This window comes from Flavobacterium sp. TAB 87 (assembly GCF_001529295.1).
In the GTDB taxonomy this organism is placed as follows: Bacteria; Bacteroidota; Bacteroidia; order Flavobacteriales; family Flavobacteriaceae; genus Flavobacterium.
This window is the reverse complement of the sequence record NZ_LLWK01000038.1, coordinates 496,344-520,049: the sequence shown is the minus strand read 5'-3', so window position 1 is coordinate 520,049 and position 23,706 is coordinate 496,344. Positions and strand designations below refer to the sequence as shown.

Annotated in this window: 23 protein-coding genes; 12 read left to right on the top strand and 11 right to left on the bottom strand. The window is 34.4% G+C overall.

The annotated features are described in order from the left end of the window. Window positions 1–157 precede the first annotated feature (157 nt). The 3 genes from AP058_RS14345 to AP058_RS14335 all read right to left on the bottom strand — a co-directional run bounded on the left by AP058_RS14345 (window position 158) and on the right by AP058_RS14335 (window position 4,043). Window positions 158–1,762, bottom strand: coding sequence for a hypothetical protein (locus AP058_RS14345; RefSeq protein WP_066312364.1), 1,605 nt, complete (start codon window positions 1,760–1,762; stop codon window positions 158–160). Between the two features lie 7 nt (window positions 1,763–1,769). Then, complete coding sequence (locus AP058_RS14340) at window positions 1,770–2,906, bottom strand: hypothetical protein (protein ID WP_066312361.1); 1,137 nt, start codon at window positions 2,904–2,906, stop codon at window positions 1,770–1,772. A 279-nt stretch (window positions 2,907–3,185) separates the two neighbouring features. Next, on the bottom strand, window positions 3,186–4,043 hold the full coding sequence (locus AP058_RS14335) for an MBL fold metallo-hydrolase (RefSeq protein ID WP_066312354.1): 858 nt from the start codon (window positions 4,041–4,043) through the stop codon (window positions 3,186–3,188). 409 nt (window positions 4,044–4,452) lie between these two features. Here AP058_RS14335 and AP058_RS14330 point away from each other — a divergent pair, with 409 nt between their 5' ends. From AP058_RS14330 to sufD, 4 genes are all read left to right on the top strand, one after another. Beyond that, the gene (locus tag AP058_RS14330; RefSeq protein WP_066312351.1) at window positions 4,453–4,782 is read left to right on the top strand and encodes an iron-sulfur cluster assembly accessory protein; all 330 of its coding nucleotides are present in this window, start codon (window positions 4,453–4,455) and stop codon (window positions 4,780–4,782) included. Between the two features lie 164 nt (window positions 4,783–4,946). Continuing rightward, window positions 4,947–6,395: a Fe-S cluster assembly protein SufB gene (gene sufB / locus AP058_RS14325; protein ID WP_066312348.1), complete on the top strand. Its 1,449-nt coding sequence runs from the start codon at window positions 4,947–4,949 to the stop codon at window positions 6,393–6,395. Between the two features lie 119 nt (window positions 6,396–6,514). Continuing rightward, window positions 6,515–7,267, top strand: a complete 753-nt coding sequence (gene sufC, locus AP058_RS14320; protein WP_066312345.1) for a Fe-S cluster assembly ATPase SufC — start codon at window positions 6,515–6,517, stop codon at window positions 7,265–7,267. Between the two features lie 129 nt (window positions 7,268–7,396). Beyond that, window positions 7,397–8,713, top strand: coding sequence for a Fe-S cluster assembly protein SufD (gene sufD, locus AP058_RS14315; RefSeq protein WP_066312343.1), 1,317 nt, complete (start codon window positions 7,397–7,399; stop codon window positions 8,711–8,713). A gap of 120 nt (window positions 8,714–8,833) precedes the next feature. Here sufD and AP058_RS14310 read toward each other — a convergent pair whose 3' ends face one another. Beyond that, window positions 8,834–9,871, bottom strand: coding sequence for an OmpA family protein (locus AP058_RS14310; protein ID WP_066312340.1), 1,038 nt, complete (start codon window positions 9,869–9,871; stop codon window positions 8,834–8,836). Between the two features lie 218 nt (window positions 9,872–10,089). Beyond that, window positions 10,090–11,454, bottom strand: a complete 1,365-nt coding sequence (locus AP058_RS14305; RefSeq protein ID WP_066312338.1) for a serine hydrolase — start codon at window positions 11,452–11,454, stop codon at window positions 10,090–10,092. Between the two features lie 211 nt (window positions 11,455–11,665). On the opposite strand from AP058_RS14305, the gene AP058_RS14300 reads away from it, so the two are divergent. The 6 genes from AP058_RS14300 (at window position 11,666) to AP058_RS14275 (ending at window position 15,778) form a co-directional block, all read left to right on the top strand. After that, a complete protein-coding gene (locus tag AP058_RS14300) occupies window positions 11,666–12,880 on the top strand; it encodes an aminotransferase class V-fold PLP-dependent enzyme (protein WP_066312336.1) in 1,215 nt (404 codons plus the stop codon). 12 nt (window positions 12,881–12,892) lie between these two features. Next, complete coding sequence (locus AP058_RS14295; RefSeq protein ID WP_066312333.1) at window positions 12,893–13,318, top strand: hypothetical protein; 426 nt, start codon at window positions 12,893–12,895, stop codon at window positions 13,316–13,318. Between the two features lie 20 nt (window positions 13,319–13,338). Continuing rightward, complete coding sequence (locus AP058_RS14290; RefSeq protein WP_066312331.1) at window positions 13,339–13,764, top strand: SufE family protein; 426 nt, start codon at window positions 13,339–13,341, stop codon at window positions 13,762–13,764. A gap of 67 nt (window positions 13,765–13,831) precedes the next feature. Continuing rightward, a complete protein-coding gene (locus AP058_RS14285; RefSeq protein ID WP_066312329.1) occupies window positions 13,832–14,155 on the top strand; it encodes an SUF system Fe-S cluster assembly protein in 324 nt (107 codons plus the stop codon). Window positions 14,156–14,243: 88 nt separating this feature from the next. Next, complete coding sequence (locus tag AP058_RS14280; RefSeq protein WP_066312327.1) at window positions 14,244–14,753, top strand: DUF2480 family protein; 510 nt, start codon at window positions 14,244–14,246, stop codon at window positions 14,751–14,753. Window positions 14,754–14,848: 95 nt separating this feature from the next. Beyond that, entirely contained in the window at window positions 14,849–15,778 is a 930-nt protein-coding gene (locus tag AP058_RS14275) for a DUF3078 domain-containing protein (protein WP_066312325.1), read from the top strand. 83 nt (window positions 15,779–15,861) lie between these two features. Here the strand turns inward: AP058_RS14275 and AP058_RS14270 are convergent, their stop codons facing one another. The 6 genes from AP058_RS14270 to AP058_RS14245 all read right to left on the bottom strand — a co-directional run bounded on the left by AP058_RS14270 (window position 15,862) and on the right by AP058_RS14245 (window position 22,080). Next, the gene (locus tag AP058_RS14270) at window positions 15,862–16,644 is read right to left on the bottom strand and encodes an enoyl-CoA hydratase/isomerase family protein (RefSeq protein ID WP_066312324.1); all 783 of its coding nucleotides are present in this window, start codon (window positions 16,642–16,644) and stop codon (window positions 15,862–15,864) included. Between the two features lie 10 nt (window positions 16,645–16,654). Beyond that, the gene (locus AP058_RS14265) at window positions 16,655–18,070 is read right to left on the bottom strand and encodes an ATP-binding protein (RefSeq protein ID WP_082706668.1); all 1,416 of its coding nucleotides are present in this window, start codon (window positions 18,068–18,070) and stop codon (window positions 16,655–16,657) included. 125 nt (window positions 18,071–18,195) lie between these two features. Continuing rightward, window positions 18,196–18,750: a CopD family protein gene (locus tag AP058_RS14260; RefSeq protein WP_066312320.1), complete on the bottom strand. Its 555-nt coding sequence runs from the start codon at window positions 18,748–18,750 to the stop codon at window positions 18,196–18,198. After that, window positions 18,737–20,092: an MATE family efflux transporter gene (locus AP058_RS14255; RefSeq protein ID WP_066312318.1), complete on the bottom strand. Its 1,356-nt coding sequence runs from the start codon at window positions 20,090–20,092 to the stop codon at window positions 18,737–18,739. Before AP058_RS14255 ends, AP058_RS14260 begins: the two co-directional genes overlap by 14 nt. A gap of 3 nt (window positions 20,093–20,095) precedes the next feature. Further along, window positions 20,096–21,112 carry a ferrochelatase gene (gene hemH, locus AP058_RS14250; protein ID WP_066312314.1) on the bottom strand — a complete coding sequence of 339 codons (1,017 nt, stop codon included), beginning with the start codon at window positions 21,110–21,112 and terminating at the stop codon, window positions 20,096–20,098. A gap of 101 nt (window positions 21,113–21,213) precedes the next feature. Beyond that, window positions 21,214–22,080, bottom strand: a complete 867-nt coding sequence (locus tag AP058_RS14245) for an AraC family transcriptional regulator (RefSeq protein WP_066313496.1) — start codon at window positions 22,078–22,080, stop codon at window positions 21,214–21,216. A 433-nt stretch (window positions 22,081–22,513) separates the two neighbouring features. On the opposite strand from AP058_RS14245, the gene AP058_RS14240 reads away from it, so the two are divergent. After that, window positions 22,514–22,948: a hypothetical protein gene (locus tag AP058_RS14240; protein WP_066312308.1), complete on the top strand. Its 435-nt coding sequence runs from the start codon at window positions 22,514–22,516 to the stop codon at window positions 22,946–22,948. Window positions 22,949–22,965: 17 nt separating this feature from the next. Continuing rightward, window positions 22,966–23,556: a hypothetical protein gene (locus AP058_RS14235; RefSeq protein ID WP_066312307.1), complete on the top strand. Its 591-nt coding sequence runs from the start codon at window positions 22,966–22,968 to the stop codon at window positions 23,554–23,556. Window positions 23,557–23,706: the final 150 nt, after the last annotated feature.

Genomic DNA, 23,706 nt, shown 5'->3' with positions numbered 1-23,706 from the left:
AAGATCGACAATGACAAAAAAGCTTTTTGCTTAGCCACTACAACTATAGTGATTAATTGCAGTTTGCAACACAGACATTTAAATAGAAATTGGTTCATATGAAAGAGCCGCCACTTGCGGTGACGGCTCTTTTATAAATCTAATAAAAATAAAAATTCTAGTTACCACAAAGTTTTGAATAATCATCAAACAATTTTACGTAGGTTTCTTTGTTTTCGAAATCGTAATTTCCTTTATTGATATTTTCGATCATTTTAGGACAGTCTGCAAAATATTCTCTCAAATCATTTTTTCTTCCAATTAGCACTGATGGACTGAAAAAATTATCTTCAGTATGTTTCTTCAATACGTAATCATCTTGAGGAAAAAATTCGTGAAACAAGGAAATCTTAGATCCGTTCTTAATTTCTTCAAACAATGAATATCTTTTTGAACTCACGCCATTCGTAAGACCAATTCCTTTACCTGTTTTACCAACAATGTAAATTCTACCTTCATTGTCTTTCATATTAACTACTCTTTTCAAGTTCGTTCTTTCCGGTTTTTTCTGTCCTTCAATAAAGATTCTAACGCCACTTTTCTCTGAACCAATTCCATCCATCATCGATCTTAAACCTGATACTGTTTCTACAGTTCTGTAATCTATCATTTCAGGATAATCACTAAAAATTCTAACTTTACCTTTGAACACTTTACCATCTTGATCTAACACTTCTCCTTCAAATTCTGCCCATCTAAATGCAGTAGGCGCTTTTTTATAAGATGCTAAAACGGGTTCTTCTTGAATAGCTTCTATAGTAGATGCTTTTTCTGTAACTTTTTTATAATTATCAATATCGGTAACCACTTGCTTCAAAAAAGGATAGTTAGTTCTTATACCTAAAAAGCTTTTCTCGTTTTCTTTTACTCCCTCAAAATACTTCGAAGCTTGATCTACTTGACCTGTAAGAATATAGGTCGCCGCTAAATTGTAGTTAGAACTAAATCTTACTTTCTTAGCTAAATCTTCATCACTTTTATCTTCAAAAGTTAAAAATTCTTCCCAGTATTTTTGAGCTTCTCCAAAAAGAGTTGGCCAATCCTCTCTATCTACATCTACTAACGTTGGCAAAACTTGAACCGATTGATTGTATTCTTCTGCATTGAAACTAGACTTTGATTTTTTCTTCTTTTCAATGTCAAAATAACGCAGTCCAGTAATTTTTGGCCCATATAAATAGAATCCTTCAAACTCTTCAATCATTGAATAAAAGTTATCTGTTAAAATTTTATACGCCAAAGCTTCGTACGTATCCGTCGGATTGACCACGTACATATTTACTTTAGGAGTGGTGTATCTTTTATAGATCAACTTTCCTGTTTTGTCTAATATTTCTAAATTAGACTCTAAGCCAATGTAAAAAGCAGGAGCTTTTTGAAAATAGGTTTGAACGTAATCTTCATCGTGTACTGACTCATAACGCGTCAGATTATACTTTACCTTAAACTCCCCTTCAGTTACTTTTTTAAGTCCCGAAATATTAAACTTAGAATAAAATTTGTCTATTGAGAAAGGTATTTTTCTAAAATTCATACTACTTTCTAAACCTGGAGACAGGTCTAAGATTATCTCGTATGTTTTATATTTTCCGTATTGGGTATCAATTGGAGGTATTGGACCTCTTAAATTTAATCTTGTTTCGTCAACCTCACTCTGTGCAAAAACAACGTGATTAAGACTTGTAAGCAGTAACAGTAAAAGTATTTTGGTAATTTTTCTCATGTGTTAATTAATTAAATGGTTTATTATGTGTAGTATTTGTTTGTGCTCGCTTGAAGCTTTTAATTAAATCATTCGCCTTTATAATAATTGCTTTCCCGTCTGATTTGTCGTAATCGTTTTTAATTAAATTTTCTGCTTCAACGATAGATTTATCTGGCTCATCCAACATCAAGTAGATCACTGCTAAATTAAAATAAGCAGAGTATCTCATTTTGCGCGATGGTTTATTATCTCCGTTATATTTAACTTTTAACGAATCAAAATATTCAATTAAAGGTTGCATGTTCGCTTTTAAATCATCTATCGGTTCATCTGCTTTCATGGTTTCAAATAAATTTCGAACTGCTTTTATCGCCTCTATTTGCGCATCACCTTCGTCACTTTTTGCATCTAAGATCCAAAGAATCTCGCTGTCTGACTTTGGTTTATATCCATACGTATAGTTTATAGTATTTTGAAACTGATTTAAAGAGTTATCTGCAAAACTTCTAAGTGTTTTATCACGTATTGCATTTCTATTTAAATAAAAATCCTTCATTGGAGTAGTAGCATCCTGATATTCCTTAGACTTGTATTCGACATCACCATTAAAAGCGATATAAAATCCTTCATTAGATGGTAGCGTATCTTTTTTTACCACTGCATTTTTCAAAAACCTATTTGTTGATACCGCTGCTTGCTTTGCTTTTTCCGCTTCAATTTCTTTCTCTGTCAGTGCTATTGGAGTTATTGGACCTTTTACTTTAGCATAACCTCTCGTAGCATATTTTGCAAGAACATAATAATATTCTTTTCTACTAGTAACTCTGCCTTCTTTATCCTTAGTTTCTTCTACCCTAGTTTGTGCGCTTGCTCCTTTTTCGACAAAATCTTCTAAATTAAGTTCAATATCAACGGTCCCATTTTCATCGACTTTTTTCCAACCTGCAATATTTATTTTTTCGTTTAGATCTTCTCTATTTACATACGTTTGTAAAGTTCCACCAAGCTTTACGCGCGAAGAAAAAGTTCGTTTATCAAAAGGAACTGGCTCTTTTGGAAGCACTTGATAATTGACCTTAAAATAAAAGTGATCAAGATCTACTTTCTGCCCTTGTGCGCTCAGAAAAGAAATAAAAAATGTTAAAATAAAGATTTTTTTCATAGGTTTAGGTTTAATAAAATGAGGTGCAAACGTATTAAAATAATTTGGAAAAACAAGCACTAACCCATGCAAAGCGCACGTTATTTGGTTTTTAAGTAAAAAAAAAACTATGACCATCATGTTTTCAGTACGATATGATCTCTGGTTAACTAAATGTTAAAATTTAACAAATGCAAGTAACTTAAATTCAGCATCCCATTCAGCATGCAAAGGGCTCAAAACCAAAAACCCCATTTTCAACTATCTGAAAATGGGGTTTTAAATACTAGAAATGTCTTCTTAAAAAACTTCGTCGCACGTAAATACTTCTTTCAAGCGAACACCTTTCTCTGTTTGTTCTACTGTTATTATTTCGTTGTGCGCGTCGTGTTCTAAAAACAAATAATAATTATTACTGGCTGCAGCATTTAAAAAATGTTCTTTCTCATCTAATGTCAACAATGGTCGCGTATCGTACCCCATAACATAAGGCAAAGGAATATGTCCTGCCGTTGCTAGTAAGTCAGCACAGAACACGATCGTTTTATCATTGTATTGAATGTGCGGAATCATTTGCTTTTCGGTATGGCCATCAGCAAAGAAAATTCCAAAACCGAGCTCCGACTGTGGCAAGAAGTCACTAACGGGCCTCTTAATAAAATTTAATTGACCACTTTCTTGCATGGGTAAAATATTTTCAGGTAAAAAAGAAGCTTTCTCTCGAGGATTGGGTTGGGTAGCCCAGCTCCAATGTTGTTCGTTACTCCAAAATTTCGCATTTTTAAAAGCCGGTTCGTAGCCTGTACGTGCAGCGTTCCATTGTACACTTCCGCCACAATGATCAAAATGCAAGTGAGTCATAAACACATCGGTTATATCATCACGGTGAAAACCATATTTTGACAATGACGCATCCAAAGAGTGCTTGCCCCAAAGCGAATAATAACCAAAAAACTTATCCGATTGTTTACTGCCCATTCCGGTATCAATCAAAATTAGTTTTTCACCATCTTCAATCAACAAACATCTCGCAGCAATATCAATTAAATTATTAGAATCGGCAGGATTGGTTTTGCTCCATAAGGTTTTTGGAACTACGCCAAACATTGCTCCACCATCTAACTTAAAATTACCTGCTTCTATTGGATATAATTTCATTTGAATTTATTTTGAAGATTGTACACAAAGTTAACCTTTCCATAAACGAACTTCATTACAAATAATAAAAAATCCCACCTCTGTTGCATTTCATGAAATTTGAATCGGAATTATTTTAAATAGTTCCCTCTTAAAAAACAAATGATGAATCGATATTAGAATAAAAGTAAATTTAGATTTATTGAGATTCAACTAAAAAATAAGTAACGATTCTGTAAATAAAGACAAGAGGTTAATTCCATTTCTTTCTCCAAATCTTTAAAATATTTGAAATACAACTACAACCTGAAGATCTATTTCTACAATAACATTTCTCTATTTTAACATTTGTTATAATAATGTGAACCGTTATGGTAAAAGATTTTTATATAGTATCTTTGTCGTTAATTTAGACAAAATCAATACAACAATGATAAAGGTTTCTGATACAGCCAAAAAGAAAATCGTTGATCTGATGCAAGATGATGGTTTTGATGCCTCACAAGACTACGTAAGAGTTGGTGTGAAAAGTGGCGGATGCTCCGGTTTGTCTTATGATTTAAAATTTGACCACAACAAAGCAGACGACGATAAAATATTTGTAGACAACGACATAACAATTGCTGTCGAAAAAAAATCTTTCTTATATCTTGCTGGAACTATTTTAGAATATTCTGGCGGAATTAATGGAAAAGGATTTGTTTTTAACAATCCTAATGCAAGCAGAACTTGCGGATGCGGAGAAAGTTTTTCTCTCTAAAACAATTTAAAAGAGTTACATTTTGAAGGATTTATTGAATAGCTAAGTCAGTAAATTAATTTCAAAATTCCTTGATAGAATTTCAATTCTAAACCTCGAATTCAATAAATGATTAGAATTTTTTAAGAGATTATTTTAAATTTTTCAATCTTTAAATTAAAACAATGAGCAAATACACTGAAGACGATTTAAAAGTCGAACTCGAAACCAAAGAATACGAATACGGGTTTTATACTGATATAGAATCAGACACGTTTCCTATTGGTCTTAACGAAGATATTGTTCGTGCCATTTCTTTAAAAAAAGAAGAACCAAGTTGGATGACCGATTGGCGTATTGAAGCTTTTCGTGCTTGGGAACTAATGGTAGAACCAGAATGGGCGAATGTTCATTATGAAAAACCAGATTTTCAAGCCATTTCCTACTACTCTGCTCCAAAAGCAATAGATCCAAACAAAACATTGGACGACGTGGATCCTGAACTTTTAGAAATGTACAAAAAGTTAGGAATTTCTGTAGATGAGCAAAAAATGATGAATAATGTCGCTATGGATATCGTAGTTGACTCTGTTTCTGTTGCCACTACATTTAAGAAAACGTTGGCCGAAAAAGGAATTATATTTTGTCCTATTTCTGAAGCTATTAAGGAACATCCTGAACTAGTGCGTAAGTATTTAGGAACAGTTGTCCCGAGAAAAGACAATTTTTACGCTGCATTAAACTCGGCTGTTTTCTCTGATGGAAGTTTCTGTTACATTCCGAAAGGCGTTCGTTGCCCAATGGAATTGTCGACCTATTTCCGTATCAATCAAGCAGGAACTGGTCAGTTTGAAAGAACGTTGCTTATCGCCGATGAAGGTTCGTATGTGTCCTACCTAGAAGGTTGTACTGCACCAAGTCGTGACGAGAATCAATTGCATGCTGCCGTAGTAGAGCTAATCGCTATGGATAATGCAGAAATTAAATACTCTACCGTTCAAAACTGGTTTCCAGGAAACAAAGAAGGAAAAGGTGGTGTTTATAATTTTGTAACCAAAAGAGGTTTGTGCGAAACCAGCGCTAAAATTTCTTGGACACAAGTAGAGACAGGTTCTGCAGTAACGTGGAAATATCCTTCATGTATCTTAAAAGGAGACAATTCAGTAGGAGAATTTTATTCAATTGCTGTTACCAACAATTACCAACAAGCCGATACTGGAACTAAAATGATTCACTTGGGTAAAAATACCAAGTCGACCATAATTTCAAAAGGTATTTCTGCTGGAAAATCACAAAACAGTTACCGTGGATTGGTTCAAATTAGTCCAAGAGCCGAAAATGCTCGTAACTTTTCACAATGTGACTCTTTATTAATGGGTAACAATTGTGGCGCACACACGTTTCCATACATCGAAAGTAAAAACCCAACTGCAAAAATAGAACACGAAGCAACGACAAGTAAAATTGGAGAAGATCAAGTTTTTTATTGCAACCAACGTGGTATTCCTACAGAAAAAGCGATTGCGCTAATTGTCAATGGTTTTGGTAAAGATGTATTGAACAAGTTACCAATGGAATTTGCTGTCGAAGCTCAAAAATTATTAGAAATTTCATTGGAAGGTTCAGTAGGATAAAGAAGTTAGAATTCAAGAGATTAAATAAATATCATATTTAAAACAAGAAAGATTTAAACGCGGCAGGTTTCACCACTAATTGAAATTTGATGCTTTTAAATTTTAAACAAACAATAAACATGTTAAGTATAAAAAACCTTCACGCCTCAATTGGCGATAAAGAAATCCTGAAAGGAATCAATATAGAAGTTAAAGCGGGAGAAGTTCATGCTATCATGGGACCAAATGGTTCTGGAAAAAGTACACTTGCAGCAGTAATTGCTGGAAATGAAAACTTTGAGGTGACGCAAGGAGACGTTTTTTTAGACGGAGAAGATCTTGCCGATCTTGCTCCAGAAGAAAGAGCACACAAAGGGGTTTTCTTGTCGTTTCAATATCCTGTTGAAATTCCTGGAGTAAGTGTAACTAACTTTATGAAAACAGCTATAAACGAGACGCGCAAAGCGAATGGTTTAGAAGAAATGCCAGCCAATAAAATGTTGAAAGTCATTCGTGAGAAATCAGAATTATTAGAAATTGATCGTAAGTTTTTATCTCGTTCTTTAAACGAAGGTTTTTCGGGTGGAGAAAAAAAACGTAATGAGATTTTTCAAATGGCAATGTTAGAGCCAAAATTGGCTATTCTTGATGAAACTGACTCTGGTTTGGATATTGATGCCTTGCGAATTGTTGCTAACGGTGTTAACAAACTTAAAAGTGACAAAAATGCAATCATTGTAATTACACACTACCAGCGTTTATTAGATTATATCGTTCCTGATTTCGTTCACGTATTATACAATGGAAAAATCGTAAAATCGGGCGGAAAAGAACTAGCTCACGAGTTAGAAGAAAAAGGATACGATTGGATCAAACAAGAACAAGAAGCTTAAAAAATAATCAAACGTCTTTAAGTGAAATGGTAAATTATTCTACTTTTTCACTTAAAGATTGATAATAACAGCATAGTTGAAAAATAGGAGTTATTTACTCTTTACTTTCGGCTTTAAGCCTAAATTAAAATGGATTTAAAAGAAAAATTAGTATCGTCTTTTATGGCTTTTGAAGAGCGTGTTGATGTTCACACAGAACTACACGACATCAGAACTCAGGCGATAAAAACGTTTGAAGACCAAGGATTCCCATCTAAAAAAGACGAAGCCTGGAAATATACCTCACTAAATGCTATTTTAAAAAATGACTTTACGGTTTTTCCAAAGCAAGAAAGTGCGGTTGAATTTAATCACGTTAAAAAGTATTTCATTCATGAAATAGACACGTATAAAGTGGTTTTTATCGATGGCGTTTTTAGTTCGCATCTATCTTCAACAACACACGAAGGAATTGATGTTTGTTTGATGTCATCAGCATTGACCAAACCAAAATACAAAATGATTATTGATGCCTATTTCAATCAAGTTGCAAACAAAGACGATAGTTTAACGTCTTTGAATACGGCATTTGCTTGTGAAGGAGCTTACATCAATATTCCAAAATCAAAAGTGGTTGACAAACCTATTGAGATTATGTATTTCTCTACTGGAAATGAAGCTGCATTAATGGTTCAGCCCCGTAACTTGGTAATTGTTGGAGAAAACTCTCATGTACAAATTATTGAGCGCCACCAAAGTCTGAATGAAAATCCAGTTTTAACCAATTCGGTTACTGAGATTTTTGCGCAAAAAAGAGCTATTGTCGATTATTATAAGATTCAGAATGACAATGAAAATGCAAATTTAATAGACAATACTTTCGTTTCACAACAACAAGAAAGTCATGTTTATGTGCACACCTTCTCTTTTGGAGGAAACCTGACTCGTAACAACTTGAATTTTTATCATTTTGGTGAGCGTTTGACAAGTACAATGAACGGAATTACTATTATTGGAGAAAAGCAACACGTTGACCATTACACTTTGGTGAATCACTCGCAACCCAATTGCGAAAGTTTTCAAGATTACAAAGGGATTTTCTCTGATCGATCTACTGGTGTTTTTAACGGAAAAATATTTGTTAATAAAGAAGCACAAAAAACCAACGCATTCCAGAAAAGTAATAATATTTTGTTGAGTGACAAAGCTACAATTAACGCTAAACCACAATTGGAGATTTTTGCTGATGATGTAAAATGCTCACACGGATGTACAATTGGTCAATTAGACGAAACGGCTATGTTTTACATGCAATCGCGTGGTATTCCTAAAAAAGAAGCCAAAGCATTGTTGATGTACGCATTCTCTAATGCTGTTATCGAAAGCATTAAAATACCAGAATTAAAACAACGAATTACTAAAATTATTGCTACTAAATTAGGAGTGAAATTAGGTTTCGATTTATAGCATACTGACTCGCAATATGCAGTAGTATTTACGCAAAGAGCGCAAAGTTTAAAATAAACTTTGCGCTCTTTATTTTTTTAATGCTCTTCAAAATAAAATCTAATCCATAAAAGCTTCTCTTTAAAACTTCACTAACTCTACTCGTCTATTTTTTGCTCTATTTTCTTCGGTGTCGTTTGCGACTAAAGGTTTTTCTGCACCAAAACCAACTGCTCTTAAATTTTCTTTACTGACACCACTAGCTACTAAGACATTTAAAACATTAGTAGCGCGATCTAATGACAATAGTTTGTTTTTCTTGGCATCCCCTGAATTATCGGTATGACCTTCTATCGATAATTTAAGTGTAGGATTGGATTGTAGTAGCTCCGTAATTTCTTTAACTACTTCTTGTCCGTCTGGCTTAAGAGAAGCTTTGTCGGTATCAAAATTAATATTCAAAATAGCCTTACCATTCTTTTCAATATCACTTTTCATTTGACTAGCCGTAATTTTTGTTATTGCAAGTGTATTTAACCTACCTTTTTCTAATATGGTTATTCCTCCGCTTTCGTCGTTTAGTAAATAATACTGAATCCAAATTTCTTTGTCTTTTGTTTTAATCACGTACGTTTTAACATCGTCCAAAAGATTATAATCCAAAGAGTGCCCGTACTTCTTATCGATTAATTCTTTATCACCAATTCTGACAATTTCAGAATCTGGTATACTGACATCATTAACTTTAACTCCTCCTAAAGCTAAAATTGCTTCTTCGTAACTTTTATCGACAATTAAACTATTAAACCTCTTGCCGTCACTTCTGTCTTTCTCCAAACGTACTTTAAAACTTTTCCCTTCAACAGGAATTAATCTTCCATGCACAGCAAAATATTCTCTGTCAAAATCTCTTATATCATTGGTACTTATCTTTTTATCGTAGTTATACGTATAGCTTTGGGGCGCATTTAAATAAGGAAAAACTCCAAGCTCAACTGTAGATTCTTTGATGCTGTTTATATCAAATTCTGGCATATTTGCGTTAGCATCTGCAATTATTATAGTGTCTTTATATTGTATACTGTCCGTACTATCGTTCGCGGTATTTTCTTTTTTGACTCCACTATTACAGGCAAGAAGGACGGCTGCGATGCTCACCGTTAAGATGTTTTTTTTCATTTGTTGTGATTTAGATAATTTCTTTTTCTGTTCTGAGTTTTCTTTACAAGATGATCTTTCCTAAATCGCAACACCTTAATCCAATATGATTTGTGAGTTATTTCTCTAAGATAAGCCGAAGTTATGAAAATTAGCGTTAGCTCTAACACTATCCTAAAAATAGCACTTACCTTTTATTATGAAGGCTTTAGACTTCCTATCAAACGAATTGCAAAACTCTATTCTACCATAGCTTTTGACTGCTTCACACTCTCGATTACTTTTTTCAGAAAACCATTAAAATCAAAATCTGGATTTTCTTTCAGTCCCATTCGAACAATTACCATCTCTAAGGATGGAATAATAGCTACCATTTGTCCTTGAAAACCACTGCAATAATACATGTCACGAGGAACGTCTGGGAATTTTCCTCCAGCATTTAACCAAAATTGTGCACCATAACCACCGTTTGATGTTGCTGTTGGCTTTTTGGTATAATTTATCCAGCTTTCATCCAAAATTTGTTCTCCGTTCCAATTTCCTTTATTCAAATACAACAAACCAAACTTAGACCAATCTCTCGCTGTCGCCCATCCGTAGGATGATCCAACAAAATTTCCGACCATATCTGTTTCAACCAGCATAGAATTCATTCCTATTTTATCGATAACAGCACTGTACCAAAAATCTAAATATTCTTGATGGGTTCTAAATTGACCTCTTAAAATTTTTGACAACAAATTGGTCGTTCCAGACGAGTAGTTCCACTGTGTATTCGGCTTAAATTTTGGCGCTTTTTCAAGTTGCACTGCACCCATATCTTCCGCTAAAAAGAGCATTTTGGTCGCATCACAAATACTACTATAGTTTTCTTCCCATTCTAAACCCGAATTCATTTGCAACAAATTGTTAGTGGTAATAGATTTTCGATCATCATCTTGCCATTCACTGATGGGCGCCGGTTTATGAATATCAAATTTTCCTTGTTTAACCAAAACTCCAAAAGCGGAACTTGTAATACTTTTCGTCATCGACCAACCTAAAATCGAGCTATTTTTAGTAAATCCGGTACTGTATTGCTCTGCTATCAACTTGTTTTTATACAAAACCACAACAGCTCTGGTCCGTTTCTCTTTAGTATCTGATGCATCGAAAGTAGAATTTACTGCACTTTTTAATTTTCTATAATCGACTTCCTGAAAAATCGTGTCTTTCGGTTCTGAATTTCCGTATGGAAAAGGTAAAGTTGAAGTTGATTTGTTTCTCTTAGGAATCAAATAGGGTTTATGAACATCAAAATCAGCATTGATTAATGTTGCTCCTAATCCTTCGCGATAAATCGCTTTTCTTTTCTTCAATCCATAAACAGAAGACGACGCTGATTGTTCAGATTCATCAACTGTATTCGTGGCTAAATTTAAAAGCGGAATATCATTGTCGCCCTTCTCAATTGTTTCAATAGTACGTTTATCAATAAAATGTCCTGAGGCAATACTCTTTGCTGAAAATCCCGAAATTAAATCGAGTTTGGGATACGTTGCTATCACGAAATACGCTAATATCCCAAGCACTGCTACTACTAGAATTTTAAAAATTTTCTTCATGTGGTTTGATTCGTTTTAACGAATATATAAAAACTTATCGACGAGCAAACTCCTTGAAAAACAATATTCAACTGCCCTCGAAGCTACAAAACCGTAAAAAGCAAAAAAACTATTACGTTATAAATAAAAAGGCGTTAATCTATACCTTGAAATGAAGTCGAAAACAATTTACTTTTTGTACTTTTGTAATTAGAATTTTTCTAAATAAGCTATGCTAGACATTCAACAAATAAGAGCCGATTTTCCGATTTTGAACGAAAAAGTGAACGGAAAACCTTTAGTATATTTCGACAACGGTGCTACCTCGCAAAAACCGCAAGTAGTGATCGACGCGATTTCAAAATATTATCAAGAAATAAATGCCAATATTCATCGTGGAGTTCACACATTGAGTCAATTGGCAACCGATGCTTACGAAATTTCGCGTGCTACGGTAAAAGAACATATAAACGCCGAACATTTGCATGAAGTGTTGTTTACTTCGGGCACTACGTTTGGAATCAATTTAGTTTCCAGCGGATTTGCTTCGATTTTAAAATCGGGTGATGAGATTTTAGTTTCTGCCCTAGAACACCACAGTAATATTGTGCCTTGGCAGTTGCTTTGCGAAAAAACAGGGGCAATTCTAAAGGTTATTCCAATGAATGATAAAGGAGAATTGATTCAAAGCGAATATGAAAACTTACTTTCAGACAAAACAAAAATTGTAACCTTCAATCATATTTCAAATGCATTAGGGACCATTAATCCTGTAAAGGAAATGATCCGTAAAGCACATGCCGTTGGTGCAGCTGTTCTAGTAGATGGTGCGCAAGCGGTACCGCATTTAATACCCGATGTTCAGGATTTAGATTGTGACTTTTATGTTTTTTCTGGACATAAAATGTGTGCGCCAACTGGAACTGGTATTTTATACGGGAAAGAAGCTTGGCTGAATAAATTACCTCCGTATCAAGGTGGTGGCGAAATGATCAAAGAAGTTACTTTCGAGAAAACAACTTATGCGGAATTGCCTCATAAATTTGAAGCAGGAACACCCAATATTGCAGGCGGAATTGTTTTAGGAACTGCTATTGATTATTTAAATAAAATAGGCTTTGAAAATATACAGCAACAAGAGAGTGAACTTTTAGCTTACGGAACCAAACGTTTATTAGAAATTGAAGGACTGAAAATTTACGGAACTTCAGATCAAAAAACCGCTGTAATTTCCTTTAATATCGAAGGAATTCATCCGTACGATGTTGGTTCAATAATTGACAAACTGGGCATTGCCGTACGAACTGGACATCATTGTACACAACCAATCATGAACTATTATAATATTCCGGGAACCATACGTGCTTCTTTTTCATTTTACAATACCAAAGAAGAAATAGATTTGATGGTAGAAGCGGTCAAGAAAGCTCAAATGATGTTAAGCTAAAAAAACACTAGTATGAAAATTATACCTTTATTATTTTTGACCTTTTTGATGCAATTGGGCTGTGCGAGTCATAAAACTGACATACTAAAAGATGTAACTATCGAATATTCGGCTGTTTCTAGAGGTTTGTACCAAAACATTAGCGTCGAAAATAAGTCAGCAGTAATTTTAAACGCGAGAGCCGAACAACCTTTAGTTCTCGAAATTAGCGATAAAGACTGGAAAGCAATTGCTAGTGAATTTGAAAAAATAAATGTTCCAGCAATTGCCAATGTAAAAGCGCCCACCGAAAAACGTTTTTACGACGGGGCTGCAATTGCGAATTTAAAAATAACAAAAGAGGGAAAAACGTATGAAACTCCCGCTTTTGATCATGGTTTTCCGCCAGCCGAAATAGAAAAATTAGTAAACTTACTAGTTGCTTTAAATAAAAACTAGAAAGAATAAAATTCAACACAATGACAATTAAAGAAATACAAGAAGAAATTGTAGACGAATTTTCGATGTTTGAAGATTGGATGCAACGCTACGAATACATTATTGAATTAGGAAAAACACTTCCTATGATTAAAGAAGAATATAAAACAGATGTCAACTTAATTAAAGGATGTCAGTCGAAGGTTTGGCTGCAAGGCGAGCAAGACGACGACAAAGTGGTTTTTACAGCAGATAGTGACGCAATTTTAACTAAAGGAATTATTGCCATTTTAATACGTGCTTTCAATAATCAGAAAGCGATTGACATTGTCAATGCCGATCTTAAATTTATCGACGATATTGGCTTAAAAGAGCATTTATCGGCTACTCGTGCAAATGGCTTAGTCTCTATGATTAAAAACATTAAAATGTACGCTTTGGCTTTTGATTCAAAGAACAAAAATTAAAGATTTAATCCCATCCGTTTAGTCTCAACTAAATTTATAGGGTAACAAACAAATAAAATTAAAGAAAATGGAACCAGAAATAGACACTAACGAATTAGGCGAATTAATTGTAAAAACATTAAAAACGATTTACGATCCAGAAATACCTGTTGACATTTACGAATTAGGATTAATTTACGACGTCATGGTTAACACCGATTACGAAGTAAAAATTTTAATGACGTTAACCTCTCCAAACTGCCCAGTAGCAGAAAGCTTACCAAGAGAAGTAGAAGAGAAAGTGAAGAAAATTGAAAATGTAAAAGATGCTGATGTCGAAATTACCTTTGATCCGCCATGGAGTAAAGATTTAATGAGCGAAGAAGCAAAATTAGAATTAGGAATGCTTTAGATAAGAGCCCTTGCTATACAGTCCTTTACTATTCAATTTTTATTGAATAGTAAAGGACTGTTTTTTTAAACCATAATTTTTTTAAGAAATGGACGAAATAATAAATAAAGTTGCCAATAGTTCTCTTGAAGTTTTTGATTTAGAAGATTACTATCCAAAAGGAATTAGGACTACAATTGACATTTCGCAATGGCTGATTGAAGGCCTATTATTAAAAGAAAAAGATTTTAGAGAAGACTTGAAAAACCATGATTGGTCACGCTATCAAGGCCATTATGTCGCAATTGAATGCAGTACCGATGCTATTATTCCGGCTTGGGCTGCGATTTTAGTTACGATACAGTTGGTGCCTTTTGCAAAAAAAATCATCAATGGATCTCTTGAAGATCTAGAAGGTAGTTTGTACGAAGAACTACTTTCAAAAATAGACTACAGTACTTATAAAGGCAAATCAATGATCATTAAAGGATGCTCCCGAATGCCCGTTCCCATGCGTGCCTATGTGCTAGCAGCGAACTATTTGCAGCCTTTTGCAAAAAGCATCATGTACGGCGAAGCCTGCTCTGCAGTACCTCTTTATAAAGAAAGCAAGAAATAAACAATCTAGTAAACGCTTAGCTTTACTGTTACTTTATCACTTTTTAGTATCTTTGTCCTACAAATACAGGTCATTAACATTTAAATTTGTTCATTATGAAAAAGTTCCTTTATGTACTTTCCCTAATAGCAAGCGCAACTGTTGTACAAGCGCAAAACTCCGAGAAAGAATTAATTAAAAACACGGAACAAGCAGCAAAGAAATTAGCCGATACTATTCCGAATGGTTGGATCAAAAAAGGAAATATTTCATTTCTGTTCAATCAATCTAACTTTAATAATTGGACTGCTGGAGGTGAAAACAACTTATCTGGAAATTTGGGTATCAACTATGATTTCAACTACAAAAAGAATGATGTAAGTTGGGACAATAAAGTCTTGGCATCCTATGGGTTACTACAATCGGAAAACTCCAGTTTTAATAAAAAGACAGACGATCGTCTCGAATTTAATTCTATTCTAGGAAAGCAAGCTTTCGAAAACTGGTATTACTCCTTTTTTCTTAATTTTAGAACGCAATTTACCAAAGGCTACCAATACGGTAAAGATGCGAACGGAGCAGAGATTAGAAATCATACCACAAGCTTTTTATCACCAGGTTATTTAACTTTAGGTCCTGGTATGTACTGGAAAAAAAACGAAAACTTACGAATAAATTTTGCTCCATTAACCTCTAAATTTACATTTGTAGATAATACGTTTACCTCAACTCCTGGCTATGTCGATGGCGATTATTTTGGAGTAGACGCCAATAAAAGTATGCGTTACGAACTTGGTTTTTATGCGTCGGCTTACTACAAGTTCAACTTAATGACCAATGTTAGCTTTGAAAACACATTGAATTTATATTCTAATTATTTAGAAGATCCTCAGAACGTTGATATTGACTATTCTTTGAATGTCGTATTAAAAATCAACAAATATTTATCAACAAATGTGCAATTTCAAGCTATTTATGATGACAATGCTTTTCAAGGTTTTCAAACAAGAGAAGTGTTTGGCTTGGGAGTCAACTATGGTTTTTAGTTTAAAAATTAAACAAAAAAGACGGGCTTTTGAATATTCAAAAGCCCGTCTTTTTTTATAGTACCATGTTTATCTAGAACAAATTATTTCCCAGTAAATTCCGCTTTTCTTTTTTCTAAAAAAGCAGTGGTACCTTCGGTAAAATCAACTGTTCCAAAACATTTTCCAAACGATTTAATTTCTACCTCAAATCCATTTTTACCATCTTCATAATTAGCATTAACTGACTTAATTGCTTTTGCGATCGCGATAGGAGCATTTTTAATGATCTTTTGAGCAATATCAGCACAAACTGACAATAGTTCTACTTGAGGCACGACGCGATTCACTAAGCCATAAGACAAAGCTTCTTCTGCCGTTATCATTCCCGCAGTCATAATCATTTCCATCGCACGACCTTTACCTACTAATTGAGGCAAACGTTGCGTTCCTCCGTAGCCCGGAATTAATCCTAGAGAAGTCTCGGGTAATCCCATCTTGGCATTATCCGAAGCTATTCTAAAATGACATGCCATGGCCAACTCTAAACCGCCACCTAAAGCAAAACCATTAATTGCTGCGATAACCGGCTTTTTTAGATTTTCAATGTAATCAAACAATTTGCTTTGTCCTTCTGCTGCTAAATTAGTTCCTTCTGCAATCGTATAATTTGAAAACTCCGAAATATCGGCACCCGCCACAAATGCTTTTTCACCACTGCCTGTTAAAATAATTACACGAACCTCCTTATTTTTTCCTAGATCTTTAATTGCATGATGCAAATCTAAGATGGTTGTTTTATTTAAAGCATTGAGTTTTGTAGGTCTATTGATTGTAATTGTACCTATTCTATTTTCAACTGTAATTAAAAGATTTTCGTAATTCATAACCAATATTTTAAGTGTTTGTAATCGGTAAAGTCACTATAAAAGTAGTTCCTTCTCCATACGTTGTTTCAAAGGTAATTGTTCCTTTATAATTTTCGATAATATTCCGAATAATTCCAAGTCCCAAGCCCATTCCGCTCGTTTTTGTGGTAAATTTTGGTTCAAAAACACGGTCAATATCGTTGAGCTCAATACCGATTCCATTATCTTTAACTGCAATTTCAACCGAATCTAACTTTCGTTTTACCGTAACCAAAATCGATTTATCTTCCTGCTCGTCTGGAATGGCTTGCGTCGCATTTTTTACTAAGTTCGTAATGATTCGAATGAGTTGCGTACGATCCATTTTTGAGATAATCTCTTCTTCTTCACTTTCAAAAACTAAAAATTCTTCATTAAAAATATCCAAAGAGAGCTCGACTACTTCAACTACATTCAACGTTTCATTTTGCTGTGCTGGCATTGATGCAAAGTTAGAAAATGCCGAAGCCACTGCTGTCATTGTATCAATTTGTTGAATAAGGGTTTCCGAGTAGTCATTCATTTTTTGTCGCACTTCCGCATCGTTTGGATCGAATTTGCGCTGGAAACTTTGTACCGTTAAACGCAGCGGCGTCAGTGGATTTTTAATTTCGTGCGCCACCTGTTTCGCCATTTCGCGCCACGCTCCTTCTCTTTCGCTCTGCGCTAATTTTATGGCACTTTTTTCTAATTTTTCGACCATGCTGTTGTACGATTTGATCAAGAAATTGATTTCTTTACTGCTGGCTTCTAGTACAATTATTTCGTTTTTTTGATTCAGGTTAGTTTCACTTAATTTATCCGATATCGTTTTTAAAGATTTTGTAATGTAAGTGGATAAAAAATAAGCTAATGCAAAAGCGACCAGCATCATAAACGAATACACTTGTCCCAAACGGATCAAAAAAGTATTGAGTTCGTTATCGTAATAGCCGTCATCCTCAATATATGGTAAGTTCAAAATACCAAGCGGTTTAAACTTTGCGTCTTTAATTAAACTATAAGACGATCGATTTTTAACACCATCAAAAGTCTTGATGTCTACAAAACGTTTTTCGATAGACGAACGAACGAGTTTTAAAATATAATCAGGAATTGGTCGCGCCACTGCATCCACCGAAAAAGATTCTTTAGATGACTTTAGTAATTTTCCTTCTAGACTGTAAATATTAATTTCGATGTTATGAATTTGGGCTAATTCGTGAATTTTATCCTTGAAAATCAAATCTAAATTGGTAGTCTTTAAAGGATAAGTGGTAGTTGCTAAAACGTAGTTTATATGCTCTTTAACAGCATTTTCCTTGCGTTCCAACCGTTCTTGATGGTATTCTTTGGCTTCATTTTTAAACTGAATAATGGAGATAGAAGCTAATAAAACCGAAGCTACAATAATCAATACTATCATAGAAAGGAAAATCCTGACCCGTAAAGAAAGCATCGATAATTTGAAGTTTTTTAGCATAATTTGGTGACTAGTAAATAGCAATTAAGGAGTAGCAGAAACGAAGAAAATTAGCAACAGTCCTTATACTACTTACTTTTTTTCTCTCTAATTCGTTTGTAAAACTTGAAACCCAACATGATTAGTATTGAAAATGAAAATATTCCCACTACACCAAAAATCCAGTTTACAGCACTTTTTAAAATCACTAGAAAAACTACTGCGAATAGTATTAGCGTAGCACCTTCATTCCATAAACGCATAAAATTGTTGGAATATTTAACCTCATCGCGTTGCAGTTGTTTGAATATTTGATGGCATTTTCCATGATATAAAAATAATAACAACACAAAAAAAAGTTTAACATGCATCCAAGGCATTTTGAGCCATGATTGACCTAAATCGGTAAAAAACAACATCCAAAAAGCGAACACACTTGCCAAAACTGCACTTGGCCACGTAATAATATACCACAAACGGTAGGTCATTATTTTGTATTGCGCTTGCAAAATTTCTTTTTCTGGAGAGGGTTTATCGTTCGCTTCAATTTGATATACGAACAATCGAACAATATAAAATAATCCTGCAAACCAGGTGATAACAAAAATAAGGTGCAATGATTTTAGGTAATTATAATATTCCATCAGGATCTTTTTTGAATTCGATATTGGTTGCTCTTCTTAAAAAATAAGCCGTGATTATGGTTGATAGAACGTCGGCTATAGGAAATGATATCCACACCCCAAAAATACCAAAAAAATAAGGAAGTATCAGCACTAAAGGAATTAGGAAAAACCCTTGCTTGCTTAATGTCAAAAATAAAGCTTGTTTGGCCAAACCAGCTGCCTGAAAATAAGCCGCTCCGATAAGCTGTACTGCAATAATGGGTGATGCCGCAAAAACCCAACGCAACGCATTTGGGGTCTCGGCAATCACTATAGGATCAGTAGTAAAAATTGCAACGATGGATTCGGCAAAAGTTAGAATAAAAACAAAAATTACAGTAGCAAAAATAGCTGCATATTTTATAGAAACTTGAATGGTTTCTTTTACTCGATGGTGATTGCCTGCACCGTAATTATATCCTGCGATGGGTATAAATCCTTGAGTAATTCCTAAAACAGGAAATAAGGCAAACATTAACATTCGACTTATAATTCCGTATACCGCAATGGAGTGTTCGCCACCATGTTTATACAAAATATGATTTAAAATAATCGCCAAAATACTCACCACACCTTGTCTCGCAAAGGTTACAAAACTAAGTTTGGTAATTTCGGAAACAATTGGAATTCTAAAACCAAAATGTTTCAATTGTAGTCGCAACTCGCTTTTGTAGACAAAAAACCAAAGTACAAATAAGAAACAAAGAAAATAAGAAATCGCTGTTGCATAAGCTGCTCCAGCCATTCCCAAATTGAGGTATTTTATAAAAATAATATCAAATATAATGTTGGCAAATGCAGGAACGATCATGGCAAACATGGCAAATTTAGCTTTCCCTTCAGCACGAATTACGCTGTTGCCCATCATGCACAGTGCTAAAAATGGTGCTGATATTAAAATAGGAACAAAAAATTCTTTGGCAGGCGCCATAATAGTTCCTTCTGCTCCAAAGAGACGCAGCATTTCCTCTTCAAAAAACAATCCTACTGCAACGAAAAAAGACGACAACAGCAGCGTCATCATAATTTGATTTCCGAAAGTAAACAGTGCCTTATCTTGGTCTTTAGCACCCAAAGCTCTCGAGAGCACCGAGCTTCCACCTACTCCAATAGCCATTCCTAGAGAAGATACTAAAAATGAAATTGGCATAACCACAGTAACCGCCGCAATTGCCAAAGAACCAATCCATTGCCCTACAAAAATAGTGTCAATTAAAATATTAAGTGACATAAACAAGATTCCAACCGAGGCTGGAACGGCTTGCTTGAGTAGCAATTTTTTTATGGTCTGTGTGCCTAATTCTTCGGAGGTTACTGCCATATGCTATTGTTTTGCCCAGTCGTTTATCCAGTTACTTACGGTTGCGCACCAATCATCACTATCATTTAAACAAGGAATGGCTAAAAATTCTTTACCACCATGTACTTTAAATTCATGGCTGGCTTCCATAGCAATTTCTTCTAACGTTTCTAAACAGTCTGCCACGAAAGCAGGCGTTACCACCGCTAGATTTTTAATTCCTTTTTCTGGCATTTTGTTAACTTCGACATCCGTGTATGGCGTCAACCATTTGTCTCCCGCTAAACGCGATTGAAAAGTTTGGCTGTATTTTCCCTCTGGAATACCTAATAATTTCACCACTTGTTTTGTTGTCTCATAGCATTGATGGCGGTAACAAAATTCGTGGGCCGCTGAAGGCGTATTGCAACAAGATCCGTCAATTTTACAATGCGATTTAGTCACATCTGTTTTGCGAATATGACGCTCCGGAATTCCGTGGTACGAAAACAGTAAATGATCGTAATCAAAACCGACTAAGCCGGTTTTAATAGAATCGGCCAAATTTTTAATGTAATCAGGTTTGTTATAAAACGCTGGTACATCAGTAAATTTCATGTTGGGGAATTTCTTCTTACGAATTTCCTCCGCTTTTACTAAAATAGTTAACGTTGATGCCATTGCATATTGCGGATACAATGGAAAAAGCATTACTTCGTCCACTCCTTTATCGTGCAATTCTTGCAATCCCTTTTCGATACTCATTGTACCGTAACGCATAGCCAAAACTACAGGAACTTCAACTAATGGTTGTACTTTTTTATGCATACGTTCCGAGAGAACAATTAATGGCGAACCTTCGTCCCACCAAATTTTGGCGTACGCTGCAGCAGATTTTTTAGGTCTTGCCTGCAAAATAATTCCACGAACTAATAAAGCTCTTAATAAAAACGGTACGTCAATGACGTATTTGTCCATTAAAAATTCGTCTAAATACGGTTTTACATCCTTTGGTGTCGGACTTTCTGGTGAACCAAGATTTACTAATAATACGCCTTTCATATACTGGGTTTAATTTTGTTCAAAAGTATTTTAATCTACTTGTTTTAAGTATGATAAATATTATGTTTTGCTTATGCTGCTTTAACTACTACTGATTTGCGCTACACATTCGCATTTATTGACATTAAATATTTTTTGGGTGTAGTGGCAAATTTCTTTTTAAAAGCCGCGATAAAATGACTTCCGGTGCTATAGCCAATCTTCAGTCCAACTTCGTTTACATTATACGAACCGCTGTCTAGCAATTTTCTAGCATAATCCATTTTATAATCAAACAAAAAACCATAAACTGTGTCGCCATAAATTTGTTTGAAACCCATTTTGAGCTTCTTTAAATTCAAACCCACTTGATCGGCTAGTTCTTGCAATCCAGGTGGTTCAGCCATATTGGCTATGATCACTTCTTTGGCTTTTCTAATTTTCATCACATTGTCTTCGTCAATCAAAAATGGACATTGTTCTGCGTTTGGATCTTCAGTGCGGTTGAAATATAAACTCAACAATTCATAACCCTTGCCTTTGTAATACAAGTTTTTTATCGAAGGATGTAAGTTGTAATGAAACATCTGATTGAGCACAATAGCCATCGAAGGACTGCTATCGCTTTCATTGTAATATTTTTTCTCTTTGTTTTGCGGACTTAAAAACGGAATATTATCGGTGTCTGAACTAAACAATCCGTGGAATTTTTTTATTGAAACAAAAATAGAAATCACCCACGATTTTGGAGCAACCTCCACATGCAATGGCAACTCTTTTTCGGTATTGTAAAACAACAAAACTTTTTCTTCTTTAAGCTGTAAGTTGTAATTGCCTTGACTAAAAATGTAATTGGCATTTCCTTTCAAACCAAAATGAAACTGAATCAATCCCAGCTGTACGGGGCGTTGAAAAGTCATTACTTCATCTGAATTATTTTGAAACCGAATTAAAATAAAATCATCATCAATTTTAATTTCTTCCTGCATGGTCGTTTGTTTTTTATTTAAATAGCATTGATCTAAAACCAAATATTGTGCGCTATCCAATACAATTAATCATTAAAAAATGAAGATAACAACTATTCTTTTATCATAAACGAAAAAGAGTCATTTATGGTTCTCAAAATTACTTCATTTTAATGATTAAAGACATAAGTGACACTAAAATTATAAAATTTTTACTAGTCGTTTAACATTCTGCTGACTTAGCTCATGCTTGATTCTCACTGTATTTCTTACTAAAAAGCGTCTCAAAAAAAAATGTTAATTATTTATAATAATTATAAATAAAACAATTCTGACGAATTTTTAAAACCAGATCGAACCGGCTCTCGTAAATAAAAGTGCAATCGGCCACTAGATCTGTAAAAGTAACGCCGAGAAACAAAATAAAAAAGCTAAAAATTAAATCTCACGTATTATGAAAATGAACAAAAATTTAAAAATTGGACTTAAAGTAGTGTCCGGAATCGCGGTGTTATTTGTTGCTATTTTAATTTACCACATTGCCACAGCAAAACCAGCGGTATACGAAAATGCAAATCTACAAGTTAGCCGCATTGATTTTAAATCCGATATCGATTCGGTAGAAGCAAAAAAAATCAATCACGATTTAAGAACTATTAATGGCATTACTTCCGACTCTATTATCATCAAAAGAAATGTGGTCGTTTATTTTCATAACAATAAAATGACCGACTCTAAACAAGTTTATGCTGAACTCATGAGCAAAGGCTCTTATAATGCTCAACGTTTTATACTACCTGATAACCTAGCCAACAAAGAAGTTTGCCCAATAGACCCCAACAGTTTTACCTACAAACTTTCGCAACAAATAAATCACTTTTTTAATTAATCTTTAAATATTCTATTATGAAAAATTTCTCAAAAATCACTTTAGGTGTATTACTAGTATCCGCTGCTGCATTTACTTCTTGCAACAACGACGATGATCCAATTGTTCCTGCAGAAAAAGCGAGCATATACGAGCGCTTGGGCGGAACAAAAATGATAGCAGATCCAGATAATGCTGGACAAATGATCGAAGCTGGCCGATTGAGTTTCCGCAAAGTAATTAACTCAACCATTGGTTTGATCGTTGCCGATGTGCAATCAAACGCTTCTGGAAACTTGCAAGAACATTTTGCACCTTTACTAGCAGAAACGGGTCAAACACAAGCCACAAACATTGCAAAATTATCAGACAATTTAACTGATTTCTTTTCTTTTAATACGGGCGGTACAAATGCTGTAAACAAGTATACTGGTTTAAACATGGTCGCTACACACGATCCAGCACAAAATCCACGTATGGGAACTAAAATTGATGCAGCAGCCTATACTAAATTTGAAGGTTACGTTGGTGCAGCTGCCAATAAAAACGGTGTAGCAGCAAATACAGAATTGTACACCGATATTGTTGCAGTTTTAGAATCATTAAGAAAACCAATTATTCAAAAATAATGTAGCTTATTTAAAAACGCTATCTGCAGTAAGCGATAGCGTTTTTATAAAACAAGCAATTGGTTTTTTGATTTACACACTTCTTTAAATTAAAATGAACTTCAAGCGATATAAATGACGTTGCAATTGTATTCAATTTTAGTCTTGTTA

What these genes read in the sequence shown, in the direction of transcription:
- AP058_RS14345 (WP_066312364.1), bottom strand. Translation starts at nt 1,762, where the DNA reads ATGAGAAAAATTACCAAAATACTTTTACTGTTACTGCTTACAAGTCTT.
- AP058_RS14340 (WP_066312361.1), bottom strand. Translation starts at nt 2,906, where the DNA reads ATGAAAAAAATCTTTATTTTAACATTTTTTATTTCTTTTCTGAGCGCA.
- AP058_RS14335 (WP_066312354.1), bottom strand. Translation starts at nt 4,043, where the DNA reads ATGAAATTATATCCAATAGAAGCAGGTAATTTTAAGTTAGATGGTGGA.
- AP058_RS14330 (WP_066312351.1), top strand. Translation starts at nt 4,453, where the DNA reads ATGATAAAGGTTTCTGATACAGCCAAAAAGAAAATCGTTGATCTGATG.
- sufB (WP_066312348.1), top strand. Translation starts at nt 4,947, where the DNA reads ATGAGCAAATACACTGAAGACGATTTAAAAGTCGAACTCGAAACCAAA.
- sufC (WP_066312345.1), top strand. Translation starts at nt 6,515, where the DNA reads ATGTTAAGTATAAAAAACCTTCACGCCTCAATTGGCGATAAAGAAATC.
- sufD (WP_066312343.1), top strand. Translation starts at nt 7,397, where the DNA reads ATGGATTTAAAAGAAAAATTAGTATCGTCTTTTATGGCTTTTGAAGAG.
- AP058_RS14310 (WP_066312340.1), bottom strand. Translation starts at nt 9,871, where the DNA reads ATGAAAAAAAACATCTTAACGGTGAGCATCGCAGCCGTCCTTCTTGCC.
- AP058_RS14305 (WP_066312338.1), bottom strand. Translation starts at nt 11,454, where the DNA reads ATGAAGAAAATTTTTAAAATTCTAGTAGTAGCAGTGCTTGGGATATTA.
- AP058_RS14300 (WP_066312336.1), top strand. Translation starts at nt 11,666, where the DNA reads ATGCTAGACATTCAACAAATAAGAGCCGATTTTCCGATTTTGAACGAA.
- AP058_RS14295 (WP_066312333.1), top strand. Translation starts at nt 12,893, where the DNA reads ATGAAAATTATACCTTTATTATTTTTGACCTTTTTGATGCAATTGGGC.
- AP058_RS14290 (WP_066312331.1), top strand. Translation starts at nt 13,339, where the DNA reads ATGACAATTAAAGAAATACAAGAAGAAATTGTAGACGAATTTTCGATG.
- AP058_RS14285 (WP_066312329.1), top strand. Translation starts at nt 13,832, where the DNA reads ATGGAACCAGAAATAGACACTAACGAATTAGGCGAATTAATTGTAAAA.
- AP058_RS14280 (WP_066312327.1), top strand. Translation starts at nt 14,244, where the DNA reads ATGGACGAAATAATAAATAAAGTTGCCAATAGTTCTCTTGAAGTTTTT.
- AP058_RS14275 (WP_066312325.1), top strand. Translation starts at nt 14,849, where the DNA reads ATGAAAAAGTTCCTTTATGTACTTTCCCTAATAGCAAGCGCAACTGTT.
- AP058_RS14270 (WP_066312324.1), bottom strand. Translation starts at nt 16,644, where the DNA reads ATGAATTACGAAAATCTTTTAATTACAGTTGAAAATAGAATAGGTACA.
- AP058_RS14265 (WP_082706668.1), bottom strand. Translation starts at nt 18,070, where the DNA reads ATGATAGTATTGATTATTGTAGCTTCGGTTTTATTAGCTTCTATCTCC.
- AP058_RS14260 (WP_066312320.1), bottom strand. Translation starts at nt 18,750, where the DNA reads ATGGAATATTATAATTACCTAAAATCATTGCACCTTATTTTTGTTATC.
- AP058_RS14255 (WP_066312318.1), bottom strand. Translation starts at nt 20,092, where the DNA reads ATGGCAGTAACCTCCGAAGAATTAGGCACACAGACCATAAAAAAATTG.
- hemH (WP_066312314.1), bottom strand. Translation starts at nt 21,112, where the DNA reads ATGAAAGGCGTATTATTAGTAAATCTTGGTTCACCAGAAAGTCCGACA.
- AP058_RS14245 (WP_066313496.1), bottom strand. Translation starts at nt 22,080, where the DNA reads ATGCAGGAAGAAATTAAAATTGATGATGATTTTATTTTAATTCGGTTT.
- AP058_RS14240 (WP_066312308.1), top strand. Translation starts at nt 22,514, where the DNA reads ATGAAAATGAACAAAAATTTAAAAATTGGACTTAAAGTAGTGTCCGGA.
- AP058_RS14235 (WP_066312307.1), top strand. Translation starts at nt 22,966, where the DNA reads ATGAAAAATTTCTCAAAAATCACTTTAGGTGTATTACTAGTATCCGCT.